The 22,193-nt window shown below is 71.6% G+C and carries 22 protein-coding genes; 16 read left to right on the forward strand and 6 right to left on the reverse strand.

What is annotated here, in order from left to right; all coding sequences use genetic code 11:
* Positions 1-12: 12 nt before the first annotated feature.
* Complete coding sequence (locus tag ACIA6A_RS19160; protein ID WP_396099033.1) at positions 13-417, reverse strand: NUDIX domain-containing protein; 405 nt, start codon at positions 415-417, stop codon at positions 13-15.
* 84 nt (positions 418-501) lie between these two features.
* On the opposite strand from ACIA6A_RS19160, the gene ACIA6A_RS19165 reads away from it, so the two are divergent.
* On the forward strand, positions 502-1,611 hold the full coding sequence (locus tag ACIA6A_RS19165; RefSeq protein WP_396099035.1) for a serine hydrolase domain-containing protein: 1,110 nt from the start codon (positions 502-504) through the stop codon (positions 1,609-1,611).
* Here ACIA6A_RS19165 and ACIA6A_RS19170 read toward each other — a convergent pair.
* Together ACIA6A_RS19170 and ACIA6A_RS19175 are read right to left on the reverse strand one after the other, a co-directional pair.
* Entirely contained in the window at positions 1,604-2,374 is a 771-nt protein-coding gene (locus tag ACIA6A_RS19170; RefSeq protein ID WP_396099036.1) for an SDR family NAD(P)-dependent oxidoreductase, read from the reverse strand. The two genes, ACIA6A_RS19165 and ACIA6A_RS19170, sit on opposite strands and share 8 nt — an antisense overlap.
* Positions 2,375-2,431: 57 nt before the next feature.
* Positions 2,432-3,865, reverse strand: a complete 1,434-nt coding sequence (locus tag ACIA6A_RS19175; RefSeq protein ID WP_396099037.1) for a SpoIIE family protein phosphatase — start codon at positions 3,863-3,865, stop codon at positions 2,432-2,434.
* 239 nt (positions 3,866-4,104) lie between these two features.
* Here ACIA6A_RS19175 and ACIA6A_RS19180 point away from each other — a divergent pair, with 239 nt between their 5' ends.
* The 13 genes from ACIA6A_RS19180 (at position 4,105) to ACIA6A_RS19240 (ending at position 15,301) form a co-directional block, all read left to right on the forward strand.
* The gene (locus ACIA6A_RS19180) at positions 4,105-4,935 is read left to right on the forward strand and encodes a transglutaminase domain-containing protein (protein ID WP_396099038.1); all 831 of its coding nucleotides are present in this window, start codon (positions 4,105-4,107) and stop codon (positions 4,933-4,935) included.
* 148 nt (positions 4,936-5,083) lie between these two features.
* Complete coding sequence (locus ACIA6A_RS19185) at positions 5,084-5,893, forward strand: ABC transporter ATP-binding protein (protein ID WP_396099039.1); 810 nt, start codon at positions 5,084-5,086, stop codon at positions 5,891-5,893.
* Between the two features lie 71 nt (positions 5,894-5,964).
* A complete protein-coding gene (locus ACIA6A_RS19190) occupies positions 5,965-6,762 on the forward strand; it encodes an ABC transporter permease (RefSeq protein WP_396099041.1) in 798 nt (265 codons plus the stop codon).
* Positions 6,763-6,845: 83 nt separating this feature from the next.
* Entirely contained in the window at positions 6,846-7,937 is a 1,092-nt protein-coding gene (locus tag ACIA6A_RS19195) for an ABC transporter substrate-binding protein (protein ID WP_396099042.1), read from the forward strand.
* 47 nt (positions 7,938-7,984) lie between these two features.
* Positions 7,985-9,094 carry an ABC transporter substrate-binding protein gene (locus tag ACIA6A_RS19200; RefSeq protein ID WP_396099043.1) on the forward strand — a complete coding sequence of 370 codons (1,110 nt, stop codon included), beginning with the start codon at positions 7,985-7,987 and terminating at the stop codon, positions 9,092-9,094.
* A gap of 41 nt (positions 9,095-9,135) precedes the next feature.
* Positions 9,136-10,185 carry an LLM class flavin-dependent oxidoreductase gene (locus ACIA6A_RS19205; RefSeq protein WP_396099044.1) on the forward strand — a complete coding sequence of 350 codons (1,050 nt, stop codon included), beginning with the start codon at positions 9,136-9,138 and terminating at the stop codon, positions 10,183-10,185.
* Positions 10,182-10,829, forward strand: a complete 648-nt coding sequence (locus tag ACIA6A_RS19210; RefSeq protein WP_396099045.1) for a cysteine hydrolase family protein — start codon at positions 10,182-10,184, stop codon at positions 10,827-10,829. The genes ACIA6A_RS19205 and ACIA6A_RS19210 overlap by 4 nt, the downstream gene beginning before the upstream one ends.
* Entirely contained in the window at positions 10,826-12,160 is a 1,335-nt protein-coding gene (locus ACIA6A_RS19215) for an NtaA/DmoA family FMN-dependent monooxygenase (protein WP_396099046.1), read from the forward strand. Before ACIA6A_RS19210 ends, ACIA6A_RS19215 begins: the two co-directional genes overlap by 4 nt.
* Positions 12,160-13,392 (forward strand): MFS transporter, encoded by a 1,233-nt coding sequence (locus ACIA6A_RS19220; protein ID WP_396099047.1) that lies wholly within the window; start codon positions 12,160-12,162, stop codon positions 13,390-13,392. Before ACIA6A_RS19215 ends, ACIA6A_RS19220 begins: the two co-directional genes overlap by 1 nt.
* A complete protein-coding gene (locus tag ACIA6A_RS19225; protein ID WP_396099048.1) occupies positions 13,389-13,784 on the forward strand; it encodes a riboflavin kinase in 396 nt (131 codons plus the stop codon). Before ACIA6A_RS19220 ends, ACIA6A_RS19225 begins: the two co-directional genes overlap by 4 nt.
* A gap of 35 nt (positions 13,785-13,819) precedes the next feature.
* Positions 13,820-14,269, forward strand: coding sequence for a hypothetical protein (locus ACIA6A_RS19230; RefSeq protein WP_396099049.1), 450 nt, complete (start codon positions 13,820-13,822; stop codon positions 14,267-14,269).
* 11 nt (positions 14,270-14,280) lie between these two features.
* A complete protein-coding gene (locus ACIA6A_RS19235; protein ID WP_396099050.1) occupies positions 14,281-14,811 on the forward strand; it encodes an NADPH-dependent FMN reductase in 531 nt (176 codons plus the stop codon).
* Positions 14,804-15,301, forward strand: coding sequence for a flavin reductase family protein (locus tag ACIA6A_RS19240; protein WP_396099051.1), 498 nt, complete (start codon positions 14,804-14,806; stop codon positions 15,299-15,301). The genes ACIA6A_RS19235 and ACIA6A_RS19240 overlap by 8 nt, the downstream gene beginning before the upstream one ends.
* 16 nt (positions 15,302-15,317) lie before the next feature.
* Here ACIA6A_RS19240 and ACIA6A_RS19245 read toward each other — a convergent pair whose 3' ends face one another.
* Positions 15,318-15,629: a type II toxin-antitoxin system PemK/MazF family toxin gene (locus ACIA6A_RS19245; protein WP_396099530.1), complete on the reverse strand. Its 312-nt coding sequence runs from the start codon at positions 15,627-15,629 to the stop codon at positions 15,318-15,320.
* 179 nt (positions 15,630-15,808) lie between these two features.
* Between ACIA6A_RS19245 and ACIA6A_RS19250 the strand changes: the two genes are divergently transcribed.
* Complete coding sequence (locus ACIA6A_RS19250) at positions 15,809-16,243, forward strand: hypothetical protein (RefSeq protein ID WP_396099052.1); 435 nt, start codon at positions 15,809-15,811, stop codon at positions 16,241-16,243.
* 98 nt (positions 16,244-16,341) lie between these two features.
* Here the strand turns inward: ACIA6A_RS19250 and ACIA6A_RS19255 are convergent, their stop codons facing one another.
* Together ACIA6A_RS19255 and pgm are read right to left on the reverse strand one after the other, a co-directional pair.
* Complete coding sequence (locus tag ACIA6A_RS19255; RefSeq protein ID WP_396099053.1) at positions 16,342-18,663, reverse strand: putative bifunctional diguanylate cyclase/phosphodiesterase; 2,322 nt, start codon at positions 18,661-18,663, stop codon at positions 16,342-16,344.
* A gap of 42 nt (positions 18,664-18,705) precedes the next feature.
* A complete protein-coding gene (gene pgm / locus ACIA6A_RS19260) occupies positions 18,706-20,349 on the reverse strand; it encodes a phosphoglucomutase (alpha-D-glucose-1,6-bisphosphate-dependent) (RefSeq protein WP_396099054.1) in 1,644 nt (547 codons plus the stop codon).
* A gap of 158 nt (positions 20,350-20,507) precedes the next feature.
* Here pgm and ACIA6A_RS19265 point away from each other — a divergent pair, with 158 nt between their 5' ends.
* Entirely contained in the window at positions 20,508-22,154 is a 1,647-nt protein-coding gene (locus ACIA6A_RS19265; RefSeq protein ID WP_396099531.1) for a copper resistance protein CopC, read from the forward strand.
* The last annotated feature ends 39 nt before the right edge of the window (positions 22,155-22,193 follow it).

The following is a 22,193-nucleotide window of genomic DNA, read 5'->3' on the forward strand; positions in this document are numbered from 1 at the left end:
CGGAAAAGTTGCTCAGCCGGCCAGGACGAGCTCCAGCGTGGCCGCGAGCTGGGAGTGCGCCGGGGCCGGCAACGCGTCCGGGCGGAACCAGCCGAGTTCGTCGAACTTGTGCGGCTCGCCGTTGACCACGACGGCCGGGTCCACCCGTACCCAGAAGACCAGGGCGACCCAGTGCGACGCGGGCCGGATCACGTTGCGGACCCCGGCCATCCGCAGGTCGAGCGTGGTCGCGCCGTACTCCTCACCGACCTCGCGGGTGACCGCGTCCGCGAAGCTCTCCCCGAACTCGAGCGCACCGGCCCCGCTGTCCCACGTCCCGGGTTCGTCGCGGGCACCCGCGGAGCGCCGGGCCAGCAGGACACGGCCCTGACCGTCGTGGCAGACGAAGACACAGGAGACCCTCGGGGTGTCGGACATGGCGACCATGATGCCGCCGGATCCGGGACAAGTCAGGGGAATTACCGGAGGATCTGGGGCCACTGTGGACGCGAGGCTCGGCGGATGAGACTTCTGCCGGCCGTCCTGAGCACCGTGGCCCTCGCCGTCGCCGCCGTCCCGGGGACCGCCCACGCCGCACCCCCACCCGTTCCCCCGCTGCGTCCGGCCGCGTTGCGGGCGGCGCTCGCCGGTCTGCCCGACACCGAGGCGAGCGCCGCGCTGGTCCAGGTCCGCGGCGCCGCCGGCAGCTGGTCGGGGGCCTCCGGCCGGGTCTCGGTACGCGATCCGCGCCCGCCCGTACCCGGCAGCCGTTTCCGCATCGGCTCGATGACCAAGGTGTTCACCGCCACCGTGGTCCTGCAGCTCGCCGCCGAGGGCCGGCTCAGCCTGGACGGGACCGTGCAGCAGTACGTGCCCGGTCTGCTGCCCGCCTCCTACGCCCCGGTCACCGTACGGAACCTGCTCACGTTCACCAGCGGCCTGAACGGCGTCGACGTGCCGCACAAGACGCCACGGTGGTTCTTCGCGCACCGCTACGACCACTGGGCACCCGGCAGCCAGCTGGACCTCACCGAGCCGCTGGCGTTCGCGCCGGGCACGTTCCAGCGCTACGGCAACGCCGACTACATCGCCGCCGGGCTGGTCGTGGAGCACGTCACCGGGCACACCTGGGCCGACGAGGTGACCCGCCGCGTCATCCGGCCGCTGCGGCTGAGCGGCACCAGCGTGCCCGGCGACGACATCCGGATCCCCGGCCCGCACGCGCACGGTTACGAGGCCACCGACCGGGGCCGGCGCGACGTGAGCCTGGCGAACCCCACGCTGCAGTGGTCGGCCGCGTCGATCATCTCCACCGCCGGCGACCTGGACCGGCTCATGGTCGCGCTGTTCTCCGGCCGGCTGCTGCCCGCGGCCCAGCTCGCCGAGATGTTCACCGTCCCGGAGGTGACCATGCCCGACGGCGCGCCGGCGGCGTACTCGGCCGGGCTGAACCGCCTGGAGATCGGCGGCCTGGTGATCTGGGGCAAGTCCGGCGACCGGCCCGGCTACAACAACGGCATGGGCGCGACCCGGGACCTGTCCCGGCGCGTCGTCTACTCGGTCAACACCCTGACGATGGGCGGCGACCAGCCCGATCGCGCGCGCCGGATCATCACGGCCGCCCTCACCTGAGGTACGACGCCCCGTTGAGGTCCAGGATCGTGCCCGAGGCCCACCGGGCCCCGGGCGCGGCCAGGTGCACGACCGCGGCGGCGATCTCCTGCGGCGTGCCGACCCGCCCGAACGGGCTCTCGGCGCGCAGCGCGTCCCCCACCGGACCGGCCAGCTTGGCGCTCTGCCGCTCGGTCGCGACGAACCCGGGTGCCACCGACGTCACCGAGATCCCGTGCGGGGCGAGCGCGACGGCCATCGACTGGCCGAACGCGTGCAGCGCCGCCTTGGTCGCCGCGTAGGCGGGGTAGTCCGGCTCCCCGCGGAACGCGCCCCGGGACCCGACGTTGACGACGCTGCCGCCCGCGCCCCGGCCGATGAGGTGCCGGGCCACGAGGTACGTGACGTTCGCGGCGCCGATCAGGTTGACGTCGGTCATCCGGCGCCACGCGAGCTGCCAGTCCGCGTACGTGACGTCGGCGATCGCGTGCCGGTTGCCCGCGGTGGGCGCGGTGGCCGCGTTGTTGACCAGGACGTCGATCCCGCCGAGCGCCTCCTGGGCGGCACCGGTCACGTCGTGGGCCACCGCCGGATCGGCGAGATCACCGGCGACCAGGGCATGACCGTCGCCCGGCAGCAGGCGCAGCGTCTCCTCGGCGTCCGCGCGTGACGAGCCGTAGTGCACGGCCACCCGGTCACCGAGCGCGGCGAACGCCACCGCGACCGCCCGGCCGATCCCCCGCGACGCGCCGGTGACCAGTACGCCCCTCGTGGATGCGGGCACGGCGACCTCCAGGCGGGGTGGGTGAACAGGCGGGGTGGGTCGATCGGGCAGTATCCCTCAGCGGCGGCCGAGGTAGCGGCGCAGGTCGCGGGTCTCCTCGCTGATCGGGCGGGCGGCCAGCACGCAGGTGTCGTCGGCCGGGTTGGCCTGGCGCAGGCGGCTGAGCAGCTCGGTGAGGGGCCGGCCGGGGGCCGCCGCGACCGATTCGTCGACCGCCCGGATCACCGAGGCCAGGCCGTCGTCCGGGCCGCCGCGGCGGTGCTCGACGAGACCGTCGGTGTAGCAGAGCAGCAGGTCACCGACCGCGAGGTCGAGGACCGCGGTCCCGTAACGGGCGTGGTCGACGACGCCGAGCATCGGGCCGGACGGGCGGGGCAGCGGGGCGGTGCGGCCGTCGCGGGACAGCAGCGGCGGCGGGTGCCCGGCCTGGGCCCAGGTGAGCCGGCGGCGGGACGGGTCGAAGCGGGCGACGATCGCGGTGGCCGTGGTCTCCGCGGTCAGCGACTCCCCGGCCAGGTCGCAGATGAGCTGATTGAGGTGCCCGAGCAGGGCGGCCGGGTCGCCGGTGGTGACCGCGAGGGCGCGCAATGAGTACCGCAGCTGGGCCATCGTGGTCGCGGCCTGGGTGCCGTGCCCGGCGACGTCGCCGACCGCGAGCAGCACGGAGCCGTCGCCGAGCGTCGCCGCGTGGTACCAGTCGCCGCCGACGAGGTCCTCCTGGCTGGCCGGCAGGTACCGCACCGCGACCTTGAGGCCGGGCAGGTCCAGGGGTTCGGCGGGGACCGGCAGGATGATCTGCTGCAGGCGGGCGGCGAGCTCGTGCTCGGCGGCCAGCGAGCGGCGCTGCTCGGCGAGCTGACGTTCGGCCTCGGCGAGCCGCTGGGCGCCGAGCTCGCGGGCGGTCACGTCCTGCACGATCCCGGTGATGCGCACCGGGGTGCCGGTGGCGTCCCGGACCGCGTCGGCGACCGTGCGCAGGTATTTGCCGCGGCCGCCGATCCGGACCCGGGTGGTGACGTCGATCCGGTCGCCGAGCTGGAACGCGTCGACGGCGGCGGCCCGCAGCGGCAGCTCCGCGGAGACCTCGAGGGCGGCCGACTCCCGCAGGGTCAGCGGGCCGAGCGCGGGGTCGCGCTCGTAGATCCGGTACATCTGCTCGGACCAGCGGACCTCGCCGCTGACCAGGTCCCACTCGCCCCAGCCGAGGTTGCCCAGCCGCTCGGTGCCGGCGATGCGCTCCATGAGGTCGGGCCCGGTGAGGGTCGGCCCGGTTTCGGGGCGCAGCCAGAACTCCGGGTCCGCGGGCATGACCGGATCGGCGGTGTCGAGCAGCGCGATGATGCCCCCGGCCACGTCGGCGACGCCGCGGTCCTGGTCGGCCGCCATGTGCAGCAGGTGGCGCCAGGCGTCGGAGAGCCGGCAGCGGGTGCGCCCGGCGAGCAGGCCGACGGCGCGGTCCATGGTGGCCCGCGCGGTGTCGTCGGCGGGCATGCGCGCCGCGGTCCGAGGGCCCTGTTGCGCCTGGACATAAGCCTGCCGCCCGCCCATCCGAGATCCCCGCCTCCGTCCGCCCAGCCCGCCTGTCACCTCCTTGAATACGCCTGCGGGCGTCGTGACGGCATCCCCCGAACACCCCCGCGCGTGCCCCACCTGCGGCGCAGCGGCACCACGTCACCCGTAAGGACGACCGCGGACACGTGCGGGAAACAGAGGTGGCGGATCATTGCCGCATGGACCTGGACTCGGCGGAGCGCATCGAGTTCCGCGTCGAGCAGAGTTTCCGGTATTCCTACGACGCCCCGGTGACCTCGCTCGCCCAGCGGCTCGTGGTGGTGCCGCGCCGCCGGCACGGCGACCTGTACCGGCGTACCCATCGTCTCGAGGTCCTCGGCGCCGAGCACGTGCGGCGGTCCCGGGTGGACGCCGCCGGCAACACGGTCGTGCGGGTGTCCGCGGCGTGGGTCGAGCGGGCGGTGGAGTTCCGGTTGACGGCCACATTGGACCGGGTCGTCGGTGACGGTCCGCCGATATTGCCGCCGGACGCGTCCGCCGACCCCCGGTTCCGCCGGCCGACCCGCCTCACCACCGCCGACCAGGCGATCCGTGAGCTGGCCGACCGCTGTGCAGGCGGCGACAGCGAGGAGATGGCCGAACGTGCGTGCATGCTTACTCACGCTGCGCTGACATATGAGTACGGTGTGACGAACGTCTCGACCACCGCCGCCGAGGCCCTCGCGGCGGGCCGGGGCGTGTGCCAGGACTTCGCCCACGTGATGCTCGCGGCGTGCCGGGCCCTGGGCATTGCGTCCCGATATGTCTCGGGTCACCTGGTCGGCCAGGGCGGCACCCACGCATGGGTGGAGGTGCTGGTCCCCCGCTCGGGAGCGGTGGTCGCACTGGCCTTCGACCCCTGCCACGGGCGGCGGGCCGGGAACGGCTATCTCACGGTCGCACTCGGGCGTGACTACGCCGAGGTAGCCCCCACATCTGGGACATACGTCGGCGCACCGGGCGGAAATCTGACAGGCTCACGCAAAGTAACCGTCGCGAACCTGATGTAGTTTACAAATCGGAAACCGAGCTTACTTGCGCCAGAATCAAGACATCTCTAGTTTTCTCTCCAGCTCGGGTCTCGCGACGCATATCCTCGTATTCGCTTCGCACGCTCTCCGGCTCCATTGACGTTAGCCCCATGTCTGGAGACCGCATATGCATGCTCCTGCTCGAGACTCGATCCGGGTCGCCGGCGCGAGACGGGTGTACCAGGTTCGCGGCGGCGCTGAGCTGGTCGCGCTGAACAACGTGGACCTGACCATCCGCGCGGGCAGCTTCGTCAGCGTCATCGGGCCCAGCGGCTGCGGCAAATCCACCCTCATGCGCCTGGTCGCCGGGCTGGAGAGCCCCGACCAGGGCGAGGTGACCGTCTCCGGGCTCAGCCCCAAGGACGCCGCCGCCGCCAAGCTGCTCGGGCTCGTCCCGCAGGCGCCGGCGCTGCTGCCGTGGCTGTCGGTGCTGAAGAACGTGACGCTGCCGCTGCGGGTCAACCGGGCCGCGAGCCGCAAGCGCGCCGCGGTGCCCGGCCCCTCGATGGAGGAGCTGCTGCGCAAGGCCGGCCTGCAGGACGCCATGCACAAGCTGCCGTCCCAGCTCTCCGGCGGCATGCAGCAGCGCGTGGCGATCGTCCGCGCGTTCGGGCTGCGCCCCGAGGTGATGCTGATGGACGAGCCGTTCTCCGCGCTCGACGAGTTCACCCGCGAGAGCCTGCAGGAGCAGCTGCTCGACCTGTGGGACGAGCTGAAGTCCACGGTCCTGTTCATCACGCACTCGGTCACCGAGGCTGTCCGCCTGTCGGACACGATCGTGGTCATGGCACCGCGGCCCGGACGCATCACCGACGTCATCCAGGTGGACCTGCCCCGGCCGCGTGGGGCGGAGCTGCTCAAGACGCCGGAGTTCCACCACTACGAGGACCTCGTCCGAGACCGCCTCCGTGGCGCTTTCCACGCGAACGCCGCGTGACGGGCCGCCGCATGACCGTGACCGAGGAACCCACCACCGTGACCGAACCTGAACTTACCGTAGTCCCACCGGTGCGCAAGCCGCTCTGGCGCCCTAGCCTGGGCTTCCTGCGCCCGTCGATGTGGCTGCCGCTGGTGCTCATGCTCACCGTGCTGGCGGCGCTGTGGACGTGGGGCGCGCGCTCCATGCCGTACCTTCTCCCGCCGCTCGGTGACATCGGCTCGACGCTGTCCGAGGACGCCGACTACTACCTGCGTAACGCGTGGGTGACGCTGAAGGAAGCGCTCGGCGGTCTCGGGCTCGGGCTGCTCGCCGCGTTCGTGCTGGCCATCGTGATCAGCGAGTTCCCCCTCGCCCGGCGCGCGATCATGCCGGTCGCGGTGATCCTCAACGTCACGCCGCTGGTGGCCATCGCCCCCGCGCTGGTCGTCGCGTTCGGTTTCGGCCCGGCGCCCAAGCTCATCGTGACCGGGCTGATCTGCTTCTTCCCCATCCTGATCAACACGTCGATGGGCCTGCGCACGGTGCCGCAACCGGTGCTGCAGGTCTACCAGACCGTGAACGCGTCGCGCCTCGAGACCCTCTGGTTCATCCGGATCCCGCACGCGATGCCGTACCTGTTCGCCGCACTGCGCATCGTCTTCCCACTCTCCGTGGTGGGTGCGGTGGTTGCCGAACTTTCCGCCGCCGGCTCGTCCGAGGGGCTCGGTACGGCTATCAGCCTCGCCTCCTCGATGAACCGCCTGGCCGCTGTCTACGCTTCCATCGCCATCCTCGCACTGCTGGGCTCGCTGCTGCTGCTCTGCGTGACCGTTCTCGAACGGCGCGTCCTGCACTGGCACGAGACCCGGCAGGGCGCCGGCAGCTGACGTCCCCTCGTAACAAGCCTGCCGCCCACGATGGGCGGCAGGTTCGTCCTGCCCGCACAAAACCCCCCGGGAGAGTTCCAACCATGAGATACCCGATCCGTGCCGCCGTGGCCGTGGCAGCGTCAGCGGCGCTGCTCATGACCGCCGCCTGCTCGACGGACGACGACGCCGAGGGCTCGCCCGCCGCCTCGGCCGGGTCCGCCATCTCCGCCGAGCGGTGCGAGAAGAACAAGGCCGCCGGCGAGATCACCTACCTGTCCGGCTACCAGTGGCAGGCCTCGGCCTCGATCCTGGAGTACGCCGCGGCGGACAAGCTCGGCTTCTTCAAGTCGCTGTGCCTCAACGTCAAGATGCAGCCCGGCACCGGTGACACCGCGCAGAACACCAAGCTGCTCGCCGCCGGCCAGGTCACGTTCAGCCCGGTCAGCCAGCAGGACGTGCTCACGGCGAACGCCAACAACATCAAGGTCCAGGGCATCTCGTCGTACTCGAACGTCGGCCTCGAGGTCCTCATGACCATGCCCGACGTCACCGACCTGAAGCAGCTCAACGGCACCACGCTGGGCCAGAAGGGCGCCATGCCGATCGGCGTGCAGGCCATGCTGGTCAAGGCCGGCGCGGACTACAAGTCGATCAAGCAGGTCGTGGTCGGCTACGACCCGTCGATCCTGCCGCGTGGCCAGGTCAAGTCGCTGACCGGCTTCATCTCCAACGAGCCGAACCAGCTCAAGGCGCAGGGCAAGGCCGTCACCGTGTGGCGCCCGTTCGACCAGCAGGTCCCGGGCTCGCTCGGCGCCATGGCGGTCAACCCCGACTTCGCCGCGAAGAACCCCACCGCGGTCGAGGACGTGCTCCGCGCGGCCCTGCACGCGTACGAGTACTGCGGCACCAAGGCCGACGAGTGCGTCAAGGCCGCGTCCGACCTGACCGGCGCCGGCTACGACGAGAAGTCGAACAAGGGCATCTGGGAGACCGAGGTCGGCGTCGTCAAGGAAGGCGTCAAGGCCGGCACGCCGCTGGGCTCCATCGACACCGCCAACATCGACGCGCTCGTGGAGATGTTGAACACCTACACGGGTACCAAAATTGTCGCCGCGGACGCTCAGGCAGAATTCGCTCCGCAGTACATCAAGAACATCTATAACGGCGACAAGCTGATCTGGCCCGCACCGTAAGGCGTCAGGCAGCTCTCCAGTAAGGCAACAGAAGGGAGCCGGACACCATGTCGGCCAATCGCATCCGCACTACGCTGGCCCTGGCCACATCGGCCGTCCTGGTCGCCTCAGGCGCCGCCTGCACCTCGGGCGACGCGGGGTCAGGATCGACCCGGTCACCCGGGGCCTTGATCTCGCCGGAGCGGTGCGAGAAGAACAAGGCCGCCGGCGAGATCGTCTACCTGTCCGGTTACCAGTGGCAGGCCTCGGCGTCGATCCTGGAGTACGCGGCGGCGGAGAAGCTCGGTTATTTCGACGACCTGTGCCTCAATGTGACCCTGCAGGGGGGCACAGGCGACACCGTGCGCAACACCAAGCTCCTCTCCGCCGACCAGGTTCAGTTCAGCCCGGTCAGCCAGGAGGACGTGCTGCTCTCGAACGCGAACTACATCGAGATCCAGGGCATCTCGTCCTACTCCAACGTCGGTCTCGAGATCCTCATGACCATGCCCGACGTGAAGGACCTCAAGAAGCTCAACAACAGCACCCTGGGCCAGAAGGGCGCCATGCCCCTCGGTGTCCAGGCCATGCTGGTCAAGGCCGGCGCGAAGTACGACTCGATCCAGCAGACCACGGTCGGGTACGACCCGTCGGTGCTGCCCGCCGGCGACGTCAAGTCGCTGACCGGCTTCATCTCCAACGAGCCGGCCCAGCTCAAGGCGCAGGGCAAGGACGTCACCGTGTGGCGCCCGTACGACTACCAGGTGCCCGCGTCCATGGGCGCCATGGCGGTCAACCCGGAATTCGCCGAGAAGAACCCGACCGCGGTCGAGGACGTACTCCGCGCCGCTCTGCACGCGTACGAATACTGTGTGCAGAAGGCCGCCGAATGCGTCAGCGCCGCGGCCGGGTACAGCAAGGCCGACTACGCGGAGTTCCCGTACGACGAAGGCGCCAACACCGGTATCTGGCAGACCGAGTCCAAGGTCGTCCAGGACAACCGCAAGCCCGGTGTCCCACTCGGCACGATCGACACGGACAACGTCTCCGCGCTGGCGAACATGCTCAACGAGTACGCCAACACGAAGATCAGCCCGGAAGACGCGCAGGGCGACTTCTCGCCGCAGTACATCAAGAACATCTACGACGGCGACAAGCTGATCTGGCCCGCCCCGTAACACGGGCCGGACCAGCGGAACCACGAAAGGAGCCGGACCCCATGTCGGCGAAGGAATACGGAGTCTTCCTGCCCATCGGCAACGGCGGATGGATGCTCTCGGAGACAGCACCGCACCCCGAGGCCACCTACGCCTACAACCGCAAGGTAGCCGTGGACGCCGAGGCCATCGGCCTCGACTTCATCATGTCGATGGCCAAGTGGAAGGGCTTCGGCGGCACCACCGACCACTGGGGTCAGACTCTCGAGTCGATGACGCTGATGTCGGCGCTCGCCGAGGCCACCTCGACGGTCAAGATCTGGGCGACGATGCACGCCAACGTGCATCACCCCGCGATCGCGGCGAAGATGTTCACCACGCTGCAGGACGTCTCCGGTGGCCGGGCCGGCATGAACATCGTCAACGGCGCGTACGCGGCGGAGTTCGAGCAGATGGGCCTCTGGGACCCGACGCTCTCGCACGCCGAGCGGTACCGGATGACCGAGGAGTGGACCCAGGCCGTGTCACGGCTCTGGACCGAGGACAAGGTCACGATGAAGAGTGACTTCTTCACCCTCGACGAGTGCGAGTCGCGCCCGCACCCGGCCACCCGCCCCTCGATCATCAGCGCCGGCCGCTCCGAGCAGGGCCGCAGCTTCCAGGCGAAGTACGCCGACGGTGCGTTCCTCAGCGCCGACAGCATGGAGCAGATGCGCGACTTCAGCCGCGACGTGCACCGCAAGGCCGAGGAGCACGGGCGCACGGTCAAGACGTACTCGATGCTGACCGTGGTGCTGGACGAGACCGACGCGGCGGCCGAGGCCAAGGCCGCCCGGTACAGCGAGGGTCTCGACAAGGAGGCGCTGTTCAACATGCGTACCTCCTGGGGCATCCCGGCCGACACCGCGCGGGCGTGGGCCGAGGGCGCCAGCGGCAAGGAGGCCTTCCAGAGCCCGTACGTGACCGGCGGGGTCGAGAAGGTCACCGAGCACATCCAGCGGATCACCACCGAGGCGGAGCTCGACGGCCTCATGCTGATCTTCCCGGACTACCACGCCGATCTCCTCCCGTTCGGCGAGACCGTCCTGCCGGCGCTACGAGCAGCGCAGTGAGCGCGCTGCGCGACCAGCAGCTCGCGACGCTGCCGGCCCGGCCGGCCCTGGTCGTGGTGGACGTGCAGCGCTCCTTCGCCGACCCGGTGATGATCGCGGACTACCAGCCCGACCTGAAGGCGGTCGCCGGCGCCGTCGAGGGGATCGCGGACCTGGTCCGGATCGCCCGTGACGCCGGCGTGCCGGTGGTGTGGGTGGAGCTGGGCAGCGAGCCGGAGAACCGCTGGCGGGCCAGTCAGTGGCTGCGCGGCGGGGACCCGGACGCCCCGTACGGTCCGGAGGAGCCCTGTGTGCTGGGCACCACCGGTGCCGAGTGGTACGGCATGGCCCCGCAGGACGACGAGATCCGGGTCGTCAAGCGTGGCTACAGCGGCTTCCTCGGCACCACCCTGGAGCAGCAGCTGCGCGACGCCGGCATCGGCTGGCTCGCGGTCTGCGGGCTCACCACGGAGTGCTGCGTGGCCGCCACGGCCACCGACGCGTTCCAGCTGGAGTGGCCGGTCCTGATCCCTCAGGACGCGGTCGCCGCGTACGACCCGGAGGTGCACGAGGCCGCCCTCGCGCAGCTCGCCCTCAACGTCGCCGTCCTCACCGACAGCGGCGAGCTCACCAAACTGTTCGCGGCGAAGGAGGTCACCCCATGAGCGGCATGCACCTCGCGCTCGACCTCTCCTTCTCGCACACCGAGGGCAAGTGGGCCCGGACCGGCTCCTGGGTGGGGATGGACTTCCCCGACACCCGGATGTACATGGAGCTGGCCCGCACCGCCGAGCGCGCGGGCATCGAGATGCTCTTCTTCGGCGACGGCACCGGCATCCCGGACACCTGGAAGGGCTCGATCGACGCCGCCGTCGAGTGGGGCGTCCAGTGGCCGCGCCACGACATGAGCCCGATCATCGCGGCCATGTCCACCGCCACCGAACACATCGGCTTCGGCCTGACGTACTCGTCGACGTTCATGCACCCGTTCTACGTGGCCCGGCTGCTCAACTCGCTGGACCACGTCACCGGCGGGCGCATCGCGTTCAACGTGGTGGCCTCCACCCGGGGCGCGGACGCCGCGAACTACGGCTTCGAGCAGCTCATGGCCCACGGTGAACGCTACGAGCGGATGGAAGAGTTCATCGACGTCTGCCAGGCGTTGTGGAACTCGGTGGCACCGGACGCGATCGTGCGGGACCGGGAGACCGGCCGCTTCGCGGACCCGGCGAAGGTGCGCGCGATCGACCACCACGGGCGCTTCTTCGACGTCAAGGGCCCGCTGCCCAGCGTGCCCAGCCCGCAGGTGGCGCCGGTGCTGGTCCAGGCCGGCAACTCACCGCGGGGCATCGCCGCGTCGGCCCGGTTCGCCGACCTGATCTTCGGGTTCGGCGGCAACCTGGCCTCGCAGCAGCGGCACCGCACCATGCTCGACACGGCACTCACCGAGCAGGGCCGGGACCCGGCGGCCGTGGGCATCCTCTGGGCCACCCAGGTCATCGTGGGCCGGACCAAGGACGAGGCCGAGGCCCGTCGCGGCGAGGTGCTGAACTTCTGGAGCGAGGAGGCGGTCGGCGCGTACCTGGCGCACAACGCCGGTATCGACTTCTCCCAGCTCCCGGCGTCGTTCCCGCTGGGCGAGCTCAAGGCGCAGGCGGCCGCGGCGAACGCCTCCCCGGGCGGGCTGATCGGCAAGCTGATCGGCGAGCACGGCGAGGACTACACGATGAGCCGCACCGAGTTCTTCGAGCACGGCTGGACCAGCGCCACCGGCATGGACCACACCGTGTGCGGCGACCCGGGCACCGTCGCCGGGATCCTCGAGGAGAACTTCGCGGCGACCGGCGCGCGGGGCGGCTACATGCTGTCCAGCCCGCTGGCCATGCCGGGCGGGTACGCCGACATCTCCGAGCTGCTGGTGCCGGAGCTGCGCCGCCGTGGGGCACTGGCGCCCCGCTACCCCGGCAAGACCCTGCGCGAGAACCTCGCGGTCTGATGTCCAGCGCCACGATCGCACCACCGCCGGCGGCGTCCACGCCGAGCCTCGAACAGACCGTGCTGATCTGCGCCATGATCGGCACGGCCCAGATGACCTGGGGCGTGGTCGTCCCGGTGCTGCCGCTGTATCTCGACAGCTACGGCATCGCGGCCGGCCTGCTCGGCACCGTGGTCACCGCGTTCGGCGTCGGGCGGGTCATCGCCAACATCCCGGCCGGGCTGGCGTTGCGGCGCCTGTCCGCCCGGCCGTACCTGCGGGTGGTGTCGCTCGCGCTCGCCGCGGTGACGGCCCTGACCGGGCTGGCCCACACGGGTGCCGCGCTGATCGGGCTGCGGCTCGTGGCGGGTGTGCTCGGTGGGGCCGCGGTGACGATCGGGTTCGCCGTGCTGGTCGCGGGGGCCCCGGCCGGCAAGCGCGGTTCGGTGATGGCCACCGCCACCGTGGTGCAGATGAGCGCCGCGGCGGCCGGGGCGGTGCTGGGCGGGGCGATCGTCGGCCTGATCGGGCCGGCCTGGACGTTCGCGGTGGCGGCGCTGCCGATCCTGGCGTGCCTGCTCTGGGACGCCGCCCGGCCGGCGGCGCACTACTGGGTCGCCCCCGCCCCCGCGGCGTCGCCGTCCGGCGTCACGAAGGGCAGCTGGCGGGGCACCGGACGGACCCCGCTGCTGGTGGCGCTCTGCGGATTGTCGTTCGCGACGTTCTTCGCCCGCTTCGCCGGGGAGCAGGGCCTGGTCCCGGTGATGGCGTACGACACCGGCGGGCTGACCCCGTTCACGCTCGGGCTGGCCACCGCGGCCGGCACCCTGGTCAGCCTCGCGGCGATGCCGCTGGTCGGCCGGTGGGTCGACCGCGGGGCACGGACCCGGCTGCTGCTCCCGGCCGGGCTCGCCGCCGGTGCGGGACTCGCGGTGCTGCCGCTGCTGCACGTGCCGGTGGGCTTCGCGGCGGCGATCGTGGTGTACTCCGTCGGCACCGGCGTGGCCGGGATCCTGCCCGGGGTGATCACCGGGGACGCCTTCCCGGCGGCCGCCGCCGGGGGCATCGTCGGGCTCACCAGGACCGCCGGTGACCTGGGCGCCGCGGTCGGTCCGGTGACGGTGTTCGCCGTCGCCGGGGTGGCCGGCAACCTCGCGGCGTGCGCGGTGCTGGCCGTCCTCGTGGTCGTCTCCGTGGGGGGCCTGATCGTCGCACTCCCCCGCCGCGTCCCGGCCCTGGCCGGTGCACGGTGACCGCCGCACGGATCACCATCGCCGGGCGCGTGGTGCACGGCGCCGGGCGGGGCAAGCCGATGGGCTTCCCGACCGCGAACCTGGACGTGACCGAGCCCCACCTGCTGCCCGAGGACGGCGTGTACCTCGCGTGGTTCCGCCTCGCGGGCTGGGAATCACCCACCGCGGCACTGCTCTCGGTGGGTACCAACCCGACATTCGGCCCCGGCGGGCGCACCGCCGAGGCCTACGTCCTGGACGTCGACGAGAACATGTACGGCAGCGCCGCCGAAGTGGAGATCATCACGATGATCCGCGGGCAGGTCCGCTTCGAGTCGACAGCAGCCCTGGTCGAACAGATGCTGGCCGACGAGCGTGAGGGCCGGCGGATGCTCGCCGAGGGGCTGCGATGATCGATATCCTGGTGCGGAGCCGTAGTCTGATGACCATGTCAGAGGACGCCAACGAACCAGGTCCCGTACCCGAACGAGGCTGGCGGCGCTTCGGCCCCGACAGTATCGAGCGGGCCATGCTGCTGGAGCTCAGCACGACGTTCGGCGTCGAGCTGCGGCCCCGGTCCATCGACCTGGACGACGGCACCTGGCTCGAGATCGAGGGCGCCGACGAGGCGAACACCGTGCTCATTCAGATGATCGGCAACCAGGGCACGTTCCGGTCCCAGCACCGCAACAAGGTGCTCGCGGACATGTTCAAGCTGACCTGGCTGCGCACCGCCCTGTTCCCGCAGAGCCGCATCGTGCTCTGCGTGACCGAGACGGTCGCCCAGGTCTTCAGCCCCTCGGGGTGGAGCACCAAGGCCGCGCGCGACCTCGGCATCGAGGTCCGCGTCTACACCGGCGACGGAAAGCTCGAGACGCTAGTACGGCCCCTCACGTAAAGGAAAGCACTATGAAGATCGCCATCGTGGTGGGTAACCCCAAGCCGCAGTCCCGCACCCTGCAGACCGCCGAATCGGTCGCCGCGGTCGTGGAGAAGCTGCTGCCGGGTGAGACCACCGAACGGCTCGTCATCGACCTCGCCGAGGTCGCCGGGTCGCTGTTCACCTGGCCGGACGAGACGGTGGACGAGCTCGGCAGGGCCGTCGCCGGCAGTGACGTGCTGATCGTCGCGTCGCCGACGTACAAGGCCACGTACACCGGCCTGCTCAAGGCGTTCCTCGACCGTTACGGCAACGACGGCCTGGCCGGCGTCGTCGCGATCCCGGTGATGACCGGCGCCGCGAGCCTGCACGCGCTGAGCGTGGAGAACTTCCTGCGCCCGCTGCTGGTCGAGCTCGGCGCCACCGTGCCGGCCCGCGGCCTGTACATGGTGATGCCGAGGATGGACCAGCTCGACGAGATCACCGCGGCCTGGGGCGAGGGCGCGGCCACCGTGCTCCGCGCGGCCATCAAGGGACGCCTGGAGGCCGGCCGTGCCTGATGTCCCGATCCCCAGCCGCGAGTTCCGCCGGGTCCTGGGCGGTTTCGCCTCGGGCGTCACGATCATCACCGCCGTCGTCGACGGTGAGCCGGTCGGGATGACCTGCCAGTCGTTCTTCAGCCTGTCGCTGGACCCGCCGCTGATCGCGTTCTCGCCGTCGCTCAACTCGACGTCGTACCCGCGGATCCGGCAGTCGGGTTCGTTCGCCGTCAACATCCTCGAGGCGAGCCAGCGCCCGCTGTGCGAACAGTTCTCCCGCTCCGGTACGGACAAGTGGCGCGGCGTCGAGTGGCGCCCGGGCGTCACCGGCAGCCCGTTGCTCGAGGGCGCGCTCGCGTCCATCGACTGCCGGCTCGAACAGGAGCTGGAGACCGGTGACCACTACCTGACCATCGGCCGGGTCCTGGAGCTGGACAGCACCCCGGGACGCCAGCCGCTGCTGTTCTTCAACGGTTCCTACGAGCACCTCAGCGGCACCCGGGCCGCCTGATGACGCGAGGCCCGGCTCACAGCTCGAAGAGGTTGCGCATCGCCTCCGTGAGCCGGGCCATGCTCGCCCCGGTCACCATCCCGATCCGTTCCGCACCGATGGAGGCCGGCAGCCGCCGCATCCGGTTGATCACGACGACCCCGGTGATCGGGTCCTGTTCGGTGAGGGCCACCGCGTACGGCGGGAGCTCCGTGACACCGCGCTGGCGCACGATCGGGGCACAGTAGGGCGACGCGTTCACCCGCTCGTTGTAGCTGTCGGCCGAGAGCACAAGGACCCGGTAGCGCAGGTCGGTGCGGCTGCCGATGGTCCAGATCTCGCCGCGCATCACGCTGCGAGCGTACCTTTGGACCGATCTTCGCACCGCGCCGCCGTCGGCCGTCGATCCGCCGTGCCCGCCCGCGGGTGCACAATCCCAGCTGGAGGGCCCTGCGCCCGGTCAACCCACGGTCACCGCGCAGGCCGTCGCGCCGAATGCACCACAGTGCAGGGACCTAGACTCGTGCGGTGAGCCCCTCGGACACGCGCGAGCTCAGTTCCCTGCCCGGCATCGACTACACCGACCGCTTCACCCGGGAGACAGACCGGGCCGCCACGCCGGAACAATGGGCCCGCGCGACATTCGGCGATGTCCCCGACGCCGGCCAGCTGGTGATCTGGCGGGGCATCCTCGGCTTCCGCCTGGACCGCCGGCGGGCACCGTCCACCGTGGCAGGCTGGCAGGTGAGCGGCCGCGGTGACGACTGGATCCGCATGGAGGCCACGTCCTGGCTGCTGTCGGCCAACCTCATCACCCGGACCACCCCGGGCCGGGTCACGGTGACAACGTTCGTGCACTACCGCCACCGCCTGGCCCGCCACGCCTGGCCCCCGTTGTCGGCCGCGCACCGCGCCCTGCTCCCCCGCGTCCTGCACGCGGCATCCCTGCCACCGGCCCGATAGCCCCGTCCCGGCAGCCGGCTGACTGGTCGTCTTCCCGAGCAGCACACCGTGCCCCCGTCAACCCCGCTCGACAACGCCAGGCGACGGGTGGTCGTACCTCAGCCCGCGGCGACGGCGCCCGTGGCCGGGGAGACGGCTCGCAGGTTGGTGGTCATCAGGTCGGCCATCTCGGCCGGGGGCAGGGGTCTGGCCATGTGGTAGCCCTGGCCCAGACGGTAGCCCATGGTGCGCAGGCGTTCCATCTGCGCGGCCGTCTCGATGCCCTCGGCCACGGTGTACAGGTCGAGATATTCCGCGAGCTGGGCGACCGCCGCCGCGACCGCCAGTCTGCCCCGGTCCTCGCCGTCGCAGATGCCGTCGACGAAGGACTTGTCGAGTTTGAGGACGTCGACGGGGAAGGCGCGCAGGAGGCTGAGGCTGCTCTGGCCCGTACCGAAATCGTCGAGCGCGAGGCGCACGCCCAGCTCGTGCAGCGCGGTCAGGGTCTCGCGGACGTGGCGGCCCTCGACCACGGACGACTCGGTGACCTCGAGGACGAGGTCGACCGGCAGCAGGCCGGCGTCGTTGAGGACCGCCGCGACCTCGTCCACGAAGCGGGGGTCGCGCAGCTGGCGGGCCGCGACGTTGACGTTGATCGAGCAGATGGACGCGTCGCCGTAGCGCTCGCGCCAGGCGGCCAGCTGTTCGCAGGCCTCGCGCAGCACCCAGGCGCCGAGCGGGACGATCAGGCCGGAGCGTTCGGCGACCGGGATGAACTCTGCCGGGGACACGTGGCCACGGACCGGGTGGTGCCAGCGGACCAGGGCCTCGGCGCCGGACATCCGCCCGGTGGTGAGGTCGAAGACGGGCTGGTACACGAGGTACAGCTCGTGGCGCACGAGCGCGTCGTGCAGCTCGCTGCCGACCCGGGCGTGGTTGACGACCTCGTTGCGCATCTCCGGCTCGAAGCGGGCCCAGCCCGCCTTGCCCGCGGCCTTGGCGGCGTACATGGCGATGTCGGCGTTGCGCAGCACCTCGTCGCCGCTGTCACCGGGCCCGGCCGGGGCGATGCCGAGGCTGGCGCCGGCGAGCAGCTGGTGCTCGCCGACCACGAACGGCACCGCGAGCGCGGCGAGCAGGCCGGCGGCCACGTCCTCGGCGGTGGTGGGGCCGTCGCCGAGCAGCACCGCGAACTCGTCGCCGCCGAGCCGGGACGGCAGGTGGGTGTCCGCGCAGTTCTGGCGCAGCCGCTCGCCGACCTCGACCAGCAGCCGGTCCCCGACCACGTGGCCCATGGTGTCGTTGACCAGTTTGAAGTCGTCGATGTCGATGAGCAGCACGGTGGCCGGGCGGTGCGCGGCGAGGCGGGCGGCCAGTTCCGTGGCGAAGCGGTGGCGGTTCGCGAGGCCGGTGAGCGGGTCGTGCAGGGCCAGGTGGGTGAGTTCGGCCTGCCGGCGCCGGATGTCCACCAGCAGGCGGTCGGTGGCCCGCAGCCCGATCAGCTGCCGCGCGACCACGCACGCCGCGATCAGCACCGCGCCGATGATGACGATGCGCTGGTCCCAGCCGAGCTGGCGGGCCGAGACGAAGACGACCAGGGCCGCGGTCGCGACGACCGCCACCTGCGGCAGCGCGTTGTACAGGCGGCGCCCGCCGGGTGCCGCGACGGACCGGCCGGGGCGGGCCAGGACGACCCGCTGACGGTACGCCGCGAGGCACATCGACACGCCCACGACCGGCGCCGCCAGCACCGACATCCACAACCGGCCGGCCTCCCCGCCGGCGATGAGCAGCACCGCGACGGCGATGGCGGCGAGCGGGGTGATGGCCAGGATGCGCAGCGCCACGGCGTCGACGACGCTGGCCGGGCTCATCGCGGCGCGCCCGATCACCACGAGGGCGATCAGGCCGCCGACGCCGACGGCCGCCGCACCGTGCTGGGTGACGGCGTCGGTCGACGGGCCGGCGAGGTCGAGGATGACGTACCAGAAGATGAGGCCACCGGCGAGCGACACGGTGAGACCGTCGAGCAGCATCTGGGCCCAGGCCTGGGCGCTGCGCCGTTCCCGGGGCAGCAGCAGGAACGCGAGCACGAAGAAGACCACGCCGAGCACCTGCGGCACGGCCACGAACGGTGACAGACCGGGCTTGTTGTTGCTGATCGCGAAGCTGACGCCGGCGCCGGTGCCCACGCTCAGCGCGGCCCACGAGAACATCCGCCAGAACTCGCGGACCGGCCCGGGCACGTCGCTCAGGGCACCGATCCCCCGGCACGCGACGAACGCGGCGGCCAGCGCCACCGGGCCGCCCGCGTAGCCGAGGCGCAGCGCCCCGGGGTGACCGGTCAGCAGCCACACCAGCACCCCGGCCACCGCCAGCACCGCCATGATCAGCGGTACGGGGCGGGGTCGGCCCGGGCGGCGCGCAACGTCTGCGGTCACGGTGTAACAGTCGGCCGTACCCCGCCCGAGCTGAGACTTCGGTTACCCCTCGAGGGCCGCGGAGACGACCGCCTTGGCCTCCTCCTGGATCCGGGCCAGGGCGTCGGGGCCCTTGAAGGACTCGGCGTAGATCTTGTAGACGTCCTCGGTGCCGGAGGGCCGGGCGGCGAACCAGCCGGACTCCGTGACGACCTTGAGGCCGCCGATCGGGGCGTTGTTGCCCGGCGCGGTGGTCAGCACCGCCGTGATCGGGTCGCCGTCCAGCTCCTTGGCACTGACCTGCGACGGGGAGAGCTTGCCGAGGACCGCCTTCTGCGCCGGGGTGGCGGGGGCGTCGATCCGGGCGTACGCGGGCGCGCCGAACTTCGCGGTCAGGTCGGTGTAGTGCTCGCTGGGCGTGCGGCCGGTGACCGCGAGGATCTCCGAGGCCAGCAGGTCGAGCAGGATGCCGTCCTTGTCGGTGCTCCACGGGCTGCCGTCGCGGCGCAGGAACGACCCGCCGGCGCTCTCCTCACCGCCGAAGCCGACCGAGCCGTCGAGCAGGCCCGGCACGAACCACTTGAAGCCGACCGGGACCTCGTCGAGGCGGCGGCCGAGGTCGGCGGCGACCCGGTCGATCATCGAGGAGGAGACCAGCGTCTTGCCGATCGCGGCGGCGGCCGGCCAGTCGGTGCGGGCCCGGAACAGGTAGTCGATCGCCACGGCCAGGTAGTGGTTGGGGTTCATCAGCCCGGCGTCGGGGGTGACGATGCCGTGCCGGTCGGCGTCCGCGTCGTTGCCGGTGGCCAGCTGGAACCGGTCCTTCTGGGCGATCAGCGACGCCATCGCGTACGGCGACGAGCAGTCCATCCGGATCTTGCCGTCCCAGTCCAGCGTCATGAACCGGAACGTGGGGTCGACGTCCGGGTTGACCACGGTCAGGTCGAGGTCGTACCGGGAGCCGATCTCGCCCCAGTAGGCGACCGACGCACCGCCGAGCGGGTCGGCGCCGATCCGGATACCGGCCGCGCGGATGGCGTCCATGTCGATGACCGAGCCGAGGTCGTCGACGTACGTGGCCAGGAAGTCGTACCCCGAGACGAGATCGGAGGTACGGGCCCGGGCGGCGCTGACCCGGCGCACGTCCTTGAGGCCCCCGGCGATGAGCTGGTTGGCCCGGTCCTGGATCCATTTCGTGGCATCCGTGTCGGCCGGGCCGCCGTTGGGCGGGTTGTACTTGAAACCGCCGTCGTCGGGCGGGTTGTGCGACGGTGTCACGACCACGCCGTCGGCGAGCCCGCTCGTGCGGCCCCGGTTGTAGGTGAGGATCGCGTGCGACACCGCCGGCGTCGGGGTGTAACCGTCGCGGCTGTCGATGAGCACCGTGACGTCGTTGGCGGCGAACACCTCCAGCGCGGAGATCGTCGCCGGCTCGGACAGCGCGTGGGTGTCGCGGCCGAGGAACAGCGGGCCGTCGGTGCCCTGGTCGCGGCGGTACTCGACGATCGCCTGACTGGTGGCGACGATGTGGTCCTCGTTGAACGCCGTGCGCAGGCTGGACCCGCGGTGCCCGGACGTGCCGAACGCGACGCGCTGCGCGGTCTCCCCGGGGTCGGGGTGCTCGGTGTAGTAGTTGAGGATCACCCGGGGCACATCGATGGTGTCGCGGGAATCGGCGGGCGTGCCGGCGCGGGGGTGCACGGACATCGAGGGGCCTCCTTGTGGGCGTGCTGCTGCCCGGGATCGTATCCTCGCCCGTACCCGGCACCGGCGATCGGTAAGCCGCCACGCCAGGATTGAACCTTTCCCGCCGATGATCCGAACTACCTGCCGTGACACCTGTGCGCGGTCGGGGGGCCGCTGTGATGTTCCGTCTTGCCACGCTGCTGACGATCGTGTTCGCCGCGCTGGTGCTGCCCGCCGCCCCCGCGAGTGCGCACGCCGCCCTGCTCAGCGCCGTTCCCGAGCCGGGCGGTGTGGTGCGGTCGGCGCCGGACGAGATCGTGGTGCGGTTCTCCGAGACCATCGCCGTGGTGCCGGGGCGCACCCAGGTCCTCGCGCCGGACGGCAAGCGGGTCACCGGCACGGTCACCACCGAGGGGCCGTTGCTGCGGATCCAGCTGCGCAAGGCCGATCAGCCGCTCGGCACGTACCTCGTCAGTTACCGGATCGTCTCGGCCGACAGCCATCCGGTCGGCGGGGCGATGATCTTCTCGGTCGGCGCACCCTCGGCGCGGCCCGCCGAGAGCGATCCGCTGGGCGTGCATCCGTCGGTCGCGGCCGCGACGCCCACGCTGCGCACCCTCGGGTACGCGGGCCTGACGCTGATCATCGGGCCGGCGCTGCTGCTCTCGCTGCTCTGGCCCCGGCGGCTGTCCCGGCGCGGCCCGGTCCTGCTGACCCGGGCCGGGCTCGCGCTGACCGCCGTGGCCACGCTCGGCGCTCTGTGGGTCCAGGCCCCGGCGGCCAGCGGCGCGCCGCTCTGGGACGTCTCGGTCATGGAGCTCGCCGACGTGCTCGGCAGCCCGTTCGGCCTGACGCTGCTCGCGCGGCTCGCGGTGCTGGTCGCCGTCGCCGCGCTGCTGCCCCCGGTGCTGCGCGGGCAGCAGCGCCGGTGGCGGTCCCTCGTCCTGATCGGTCTCGGTCTGGGCGGCCTGGCCACCTGGCCGCTGACCGGGCACGCCGGCGAGTCCCCGCTGCCGGCCGTGATCGTCGGCGCGGACGTCGTGCACATGGCCGCGATGGCGGTCTGGCTGGGCGGACTGGTCACGCTGTCGGTGTTCCTGCTGCGCCGGGCCCACCCCCGGGTGCTGGGGCGGATCCTGCCGGTCTGGTCACGCTGGGCCGCGCTGTCGGTGGTCTGGCTGGTCGGCGCCGGCGCGGTGCAGGCCGTGGTCCAGGTCGGCTCGGTCGGGGCGCTGTGGACCACGGCGTACGGGAAGCTCCTGCTCGCGAAGATCGTCGTGCTGGCCGCCGTGCTGGGGGTCGCCGCGCTGGCCCGCCGGTTCGTGCTCGGGTCGCGGGTCGTCACGCACGGCCCGGCGGCGTTGCGGCGCTCGGTCGGCATCGAGGTCGCGGCGACCGTCGTGGTGCTCGGCCTGAGCTCGGTCCTGGTGCAGACCACGCCCGGCCGCAACGTCACCGACGAGAAGAACCGCCCGGTGACCAAGGGGGTCTCGCAGACGCTGACCTCGGACCTGTTCACGCTGCAGTACTCCGTGTACCCCGTCGAGATCGGGGAGAACAACACCGTGCACGGGTTCACCTACACGCCCGAGGGCAGCCCGCTCGCGGCCCAGGAGTGGACCGTCACCACCCGGCTGCGCGACCAGGACGTCGAGGCGTACTCGGCGCCGATGCTGCCGCTGGCGCCCCGGAACGACGCGATGGGCACGCTGACGTTCCCGCTCCCCGGCACGTACGAGGTCACGTTCACCGTCCGGACCACCGAGATCGACCAGGCCACGGTGAAGACGACGATCACCGTGCCGCAGGTTCCGCCGGGCTCCTGAGTGGGCAGAAGAAGGGCTTCCACACCCGCCGATGCCTGG

It is taken from the genome of Actinoplanes sp. NPDC051494 (genome assembly GCF_044454705.1).
Lineage (GTDB): Bacteria > Actinomycetota > Actinomycetes > Mycobacteriales > Micromonosporaceae > Actinoplanes.

What these genes read in the sequence shown, in the direction of transcription:
- ACIA6A_RS19160 (WP_396099033.1), bottom strand. Translation starts at nt 417, where the DNA reads ATGTCCGACACCCCGAGGGTCTCCTGTGTCTTCGTCTGCCACGACGGT.
- ACIA6A_RS19165 (WP_396099035.1), top strand. Translation starts at nt 502, where the DNA reads ATGAGACTTCTGCCGGCCGTCCTGAGCACCGTGGCCCTCGCCGTCGCC.
- ACIA6A_RS19175 (WP_396099037.1), bottom strand. Translation starts at nt 3,865, where the DNA reads ATGCCCGCCGACGACACCGCGCGGGCCACCATGGACCGCGCCGTCGGC.
- ACIA6A_RS19180 (WP_396099038.1), top strand. Translation starts at nt 4,105, where the DNA reads ATGGACCTGGACTCGGCGGAGCGCATCGAGTTCCGCGTCGAGCAGAGT.
- ACIA6A_RS19185 (WP_396099039.1), top strand. Translation starts at nt 5,084, where the DNA reads ATGCATGCTCCTGCTCGAGACTCGATCCGGGTCGCCGGCGCGAGACGG.
- ACIA6A_RS19195 (WP_396099042.1), top strand. Translation starts at nt 6,846, where the DNA reads ATGAGATACCCGATCCGTGCCGCCGTGGCCGTGGCAGCGTCAGCGGCG.
- ACIA6A_RS19200 (WP_396099043.1), top strand. Translation starts at nt 7,985, where the DNA reads ATGTCGGCCAATCGCATCCGCACTACGCTGGCCCTGGCCACATCGGCC.
- ACIA6A_RS19205 (WP_396099044.1), top strand. Translation starts at nt 9,136, where the DNA reads ATGTCGGCGAAGGAATACGGAGTCTTCCTGCCCATCGGCAACGGCGGA.
- ACIA6A_RS19215 (WP_396099046.1), top strand. Translation starts at nt 10,826, where the DNA reads ATGAGCGGCATGCACCTCGCGCTCGACCTCTCCTTCTCGCACACCGAG.
- ACIA6A_RS19220 (WP_396099047.1), top strand. Translation starts at nt 12,160, where the DNA reads ATGTCCAGCGCCACGATCGCACCACCGCCGGCGGCGTCCACGCCGAGC.
- ACIA6A_RS19230 (WP_396099049.1), top strand. Translation starts at nt 13,820, where the DNA reads ATGTCAGAGGACGCCAACGAACCAGGTCCCGTACCCGAACGAGGCTGG.
- ACIA6A_RS19235 (WP_396099050.1), top strand. Translation starts at nt 14,281, where the DNA reads ATGAAGATCGCCATCGTGGTGGGTAACCCCAAGCCGCAGTCCCGCACC.
- ACIA6A_RS19245 (WP_396099530.1), bottom strand. Translation starts at nt 15,629, where the DNA reads ATGCGCGGCGAGATCTGGACCATCGGCAGCCGCACCGACCTGCGCTAC.
- pgm (WP_396099054.1), bottom strand. Translation starts at nt 20,349, where the DNA reads ATGTCCGTGCACCCCCGCGCCGGCACGCCCGCCGATTCCCGCGACACC.
- ACIA6A_RS19265 (WP_396099531.1), top strand. Translation starts at nt 20,508, where the DNA reads ATGTTCCGTCTTGCCACGCTGCTGACGATCGTGTTCGCCGCGCTGGTG.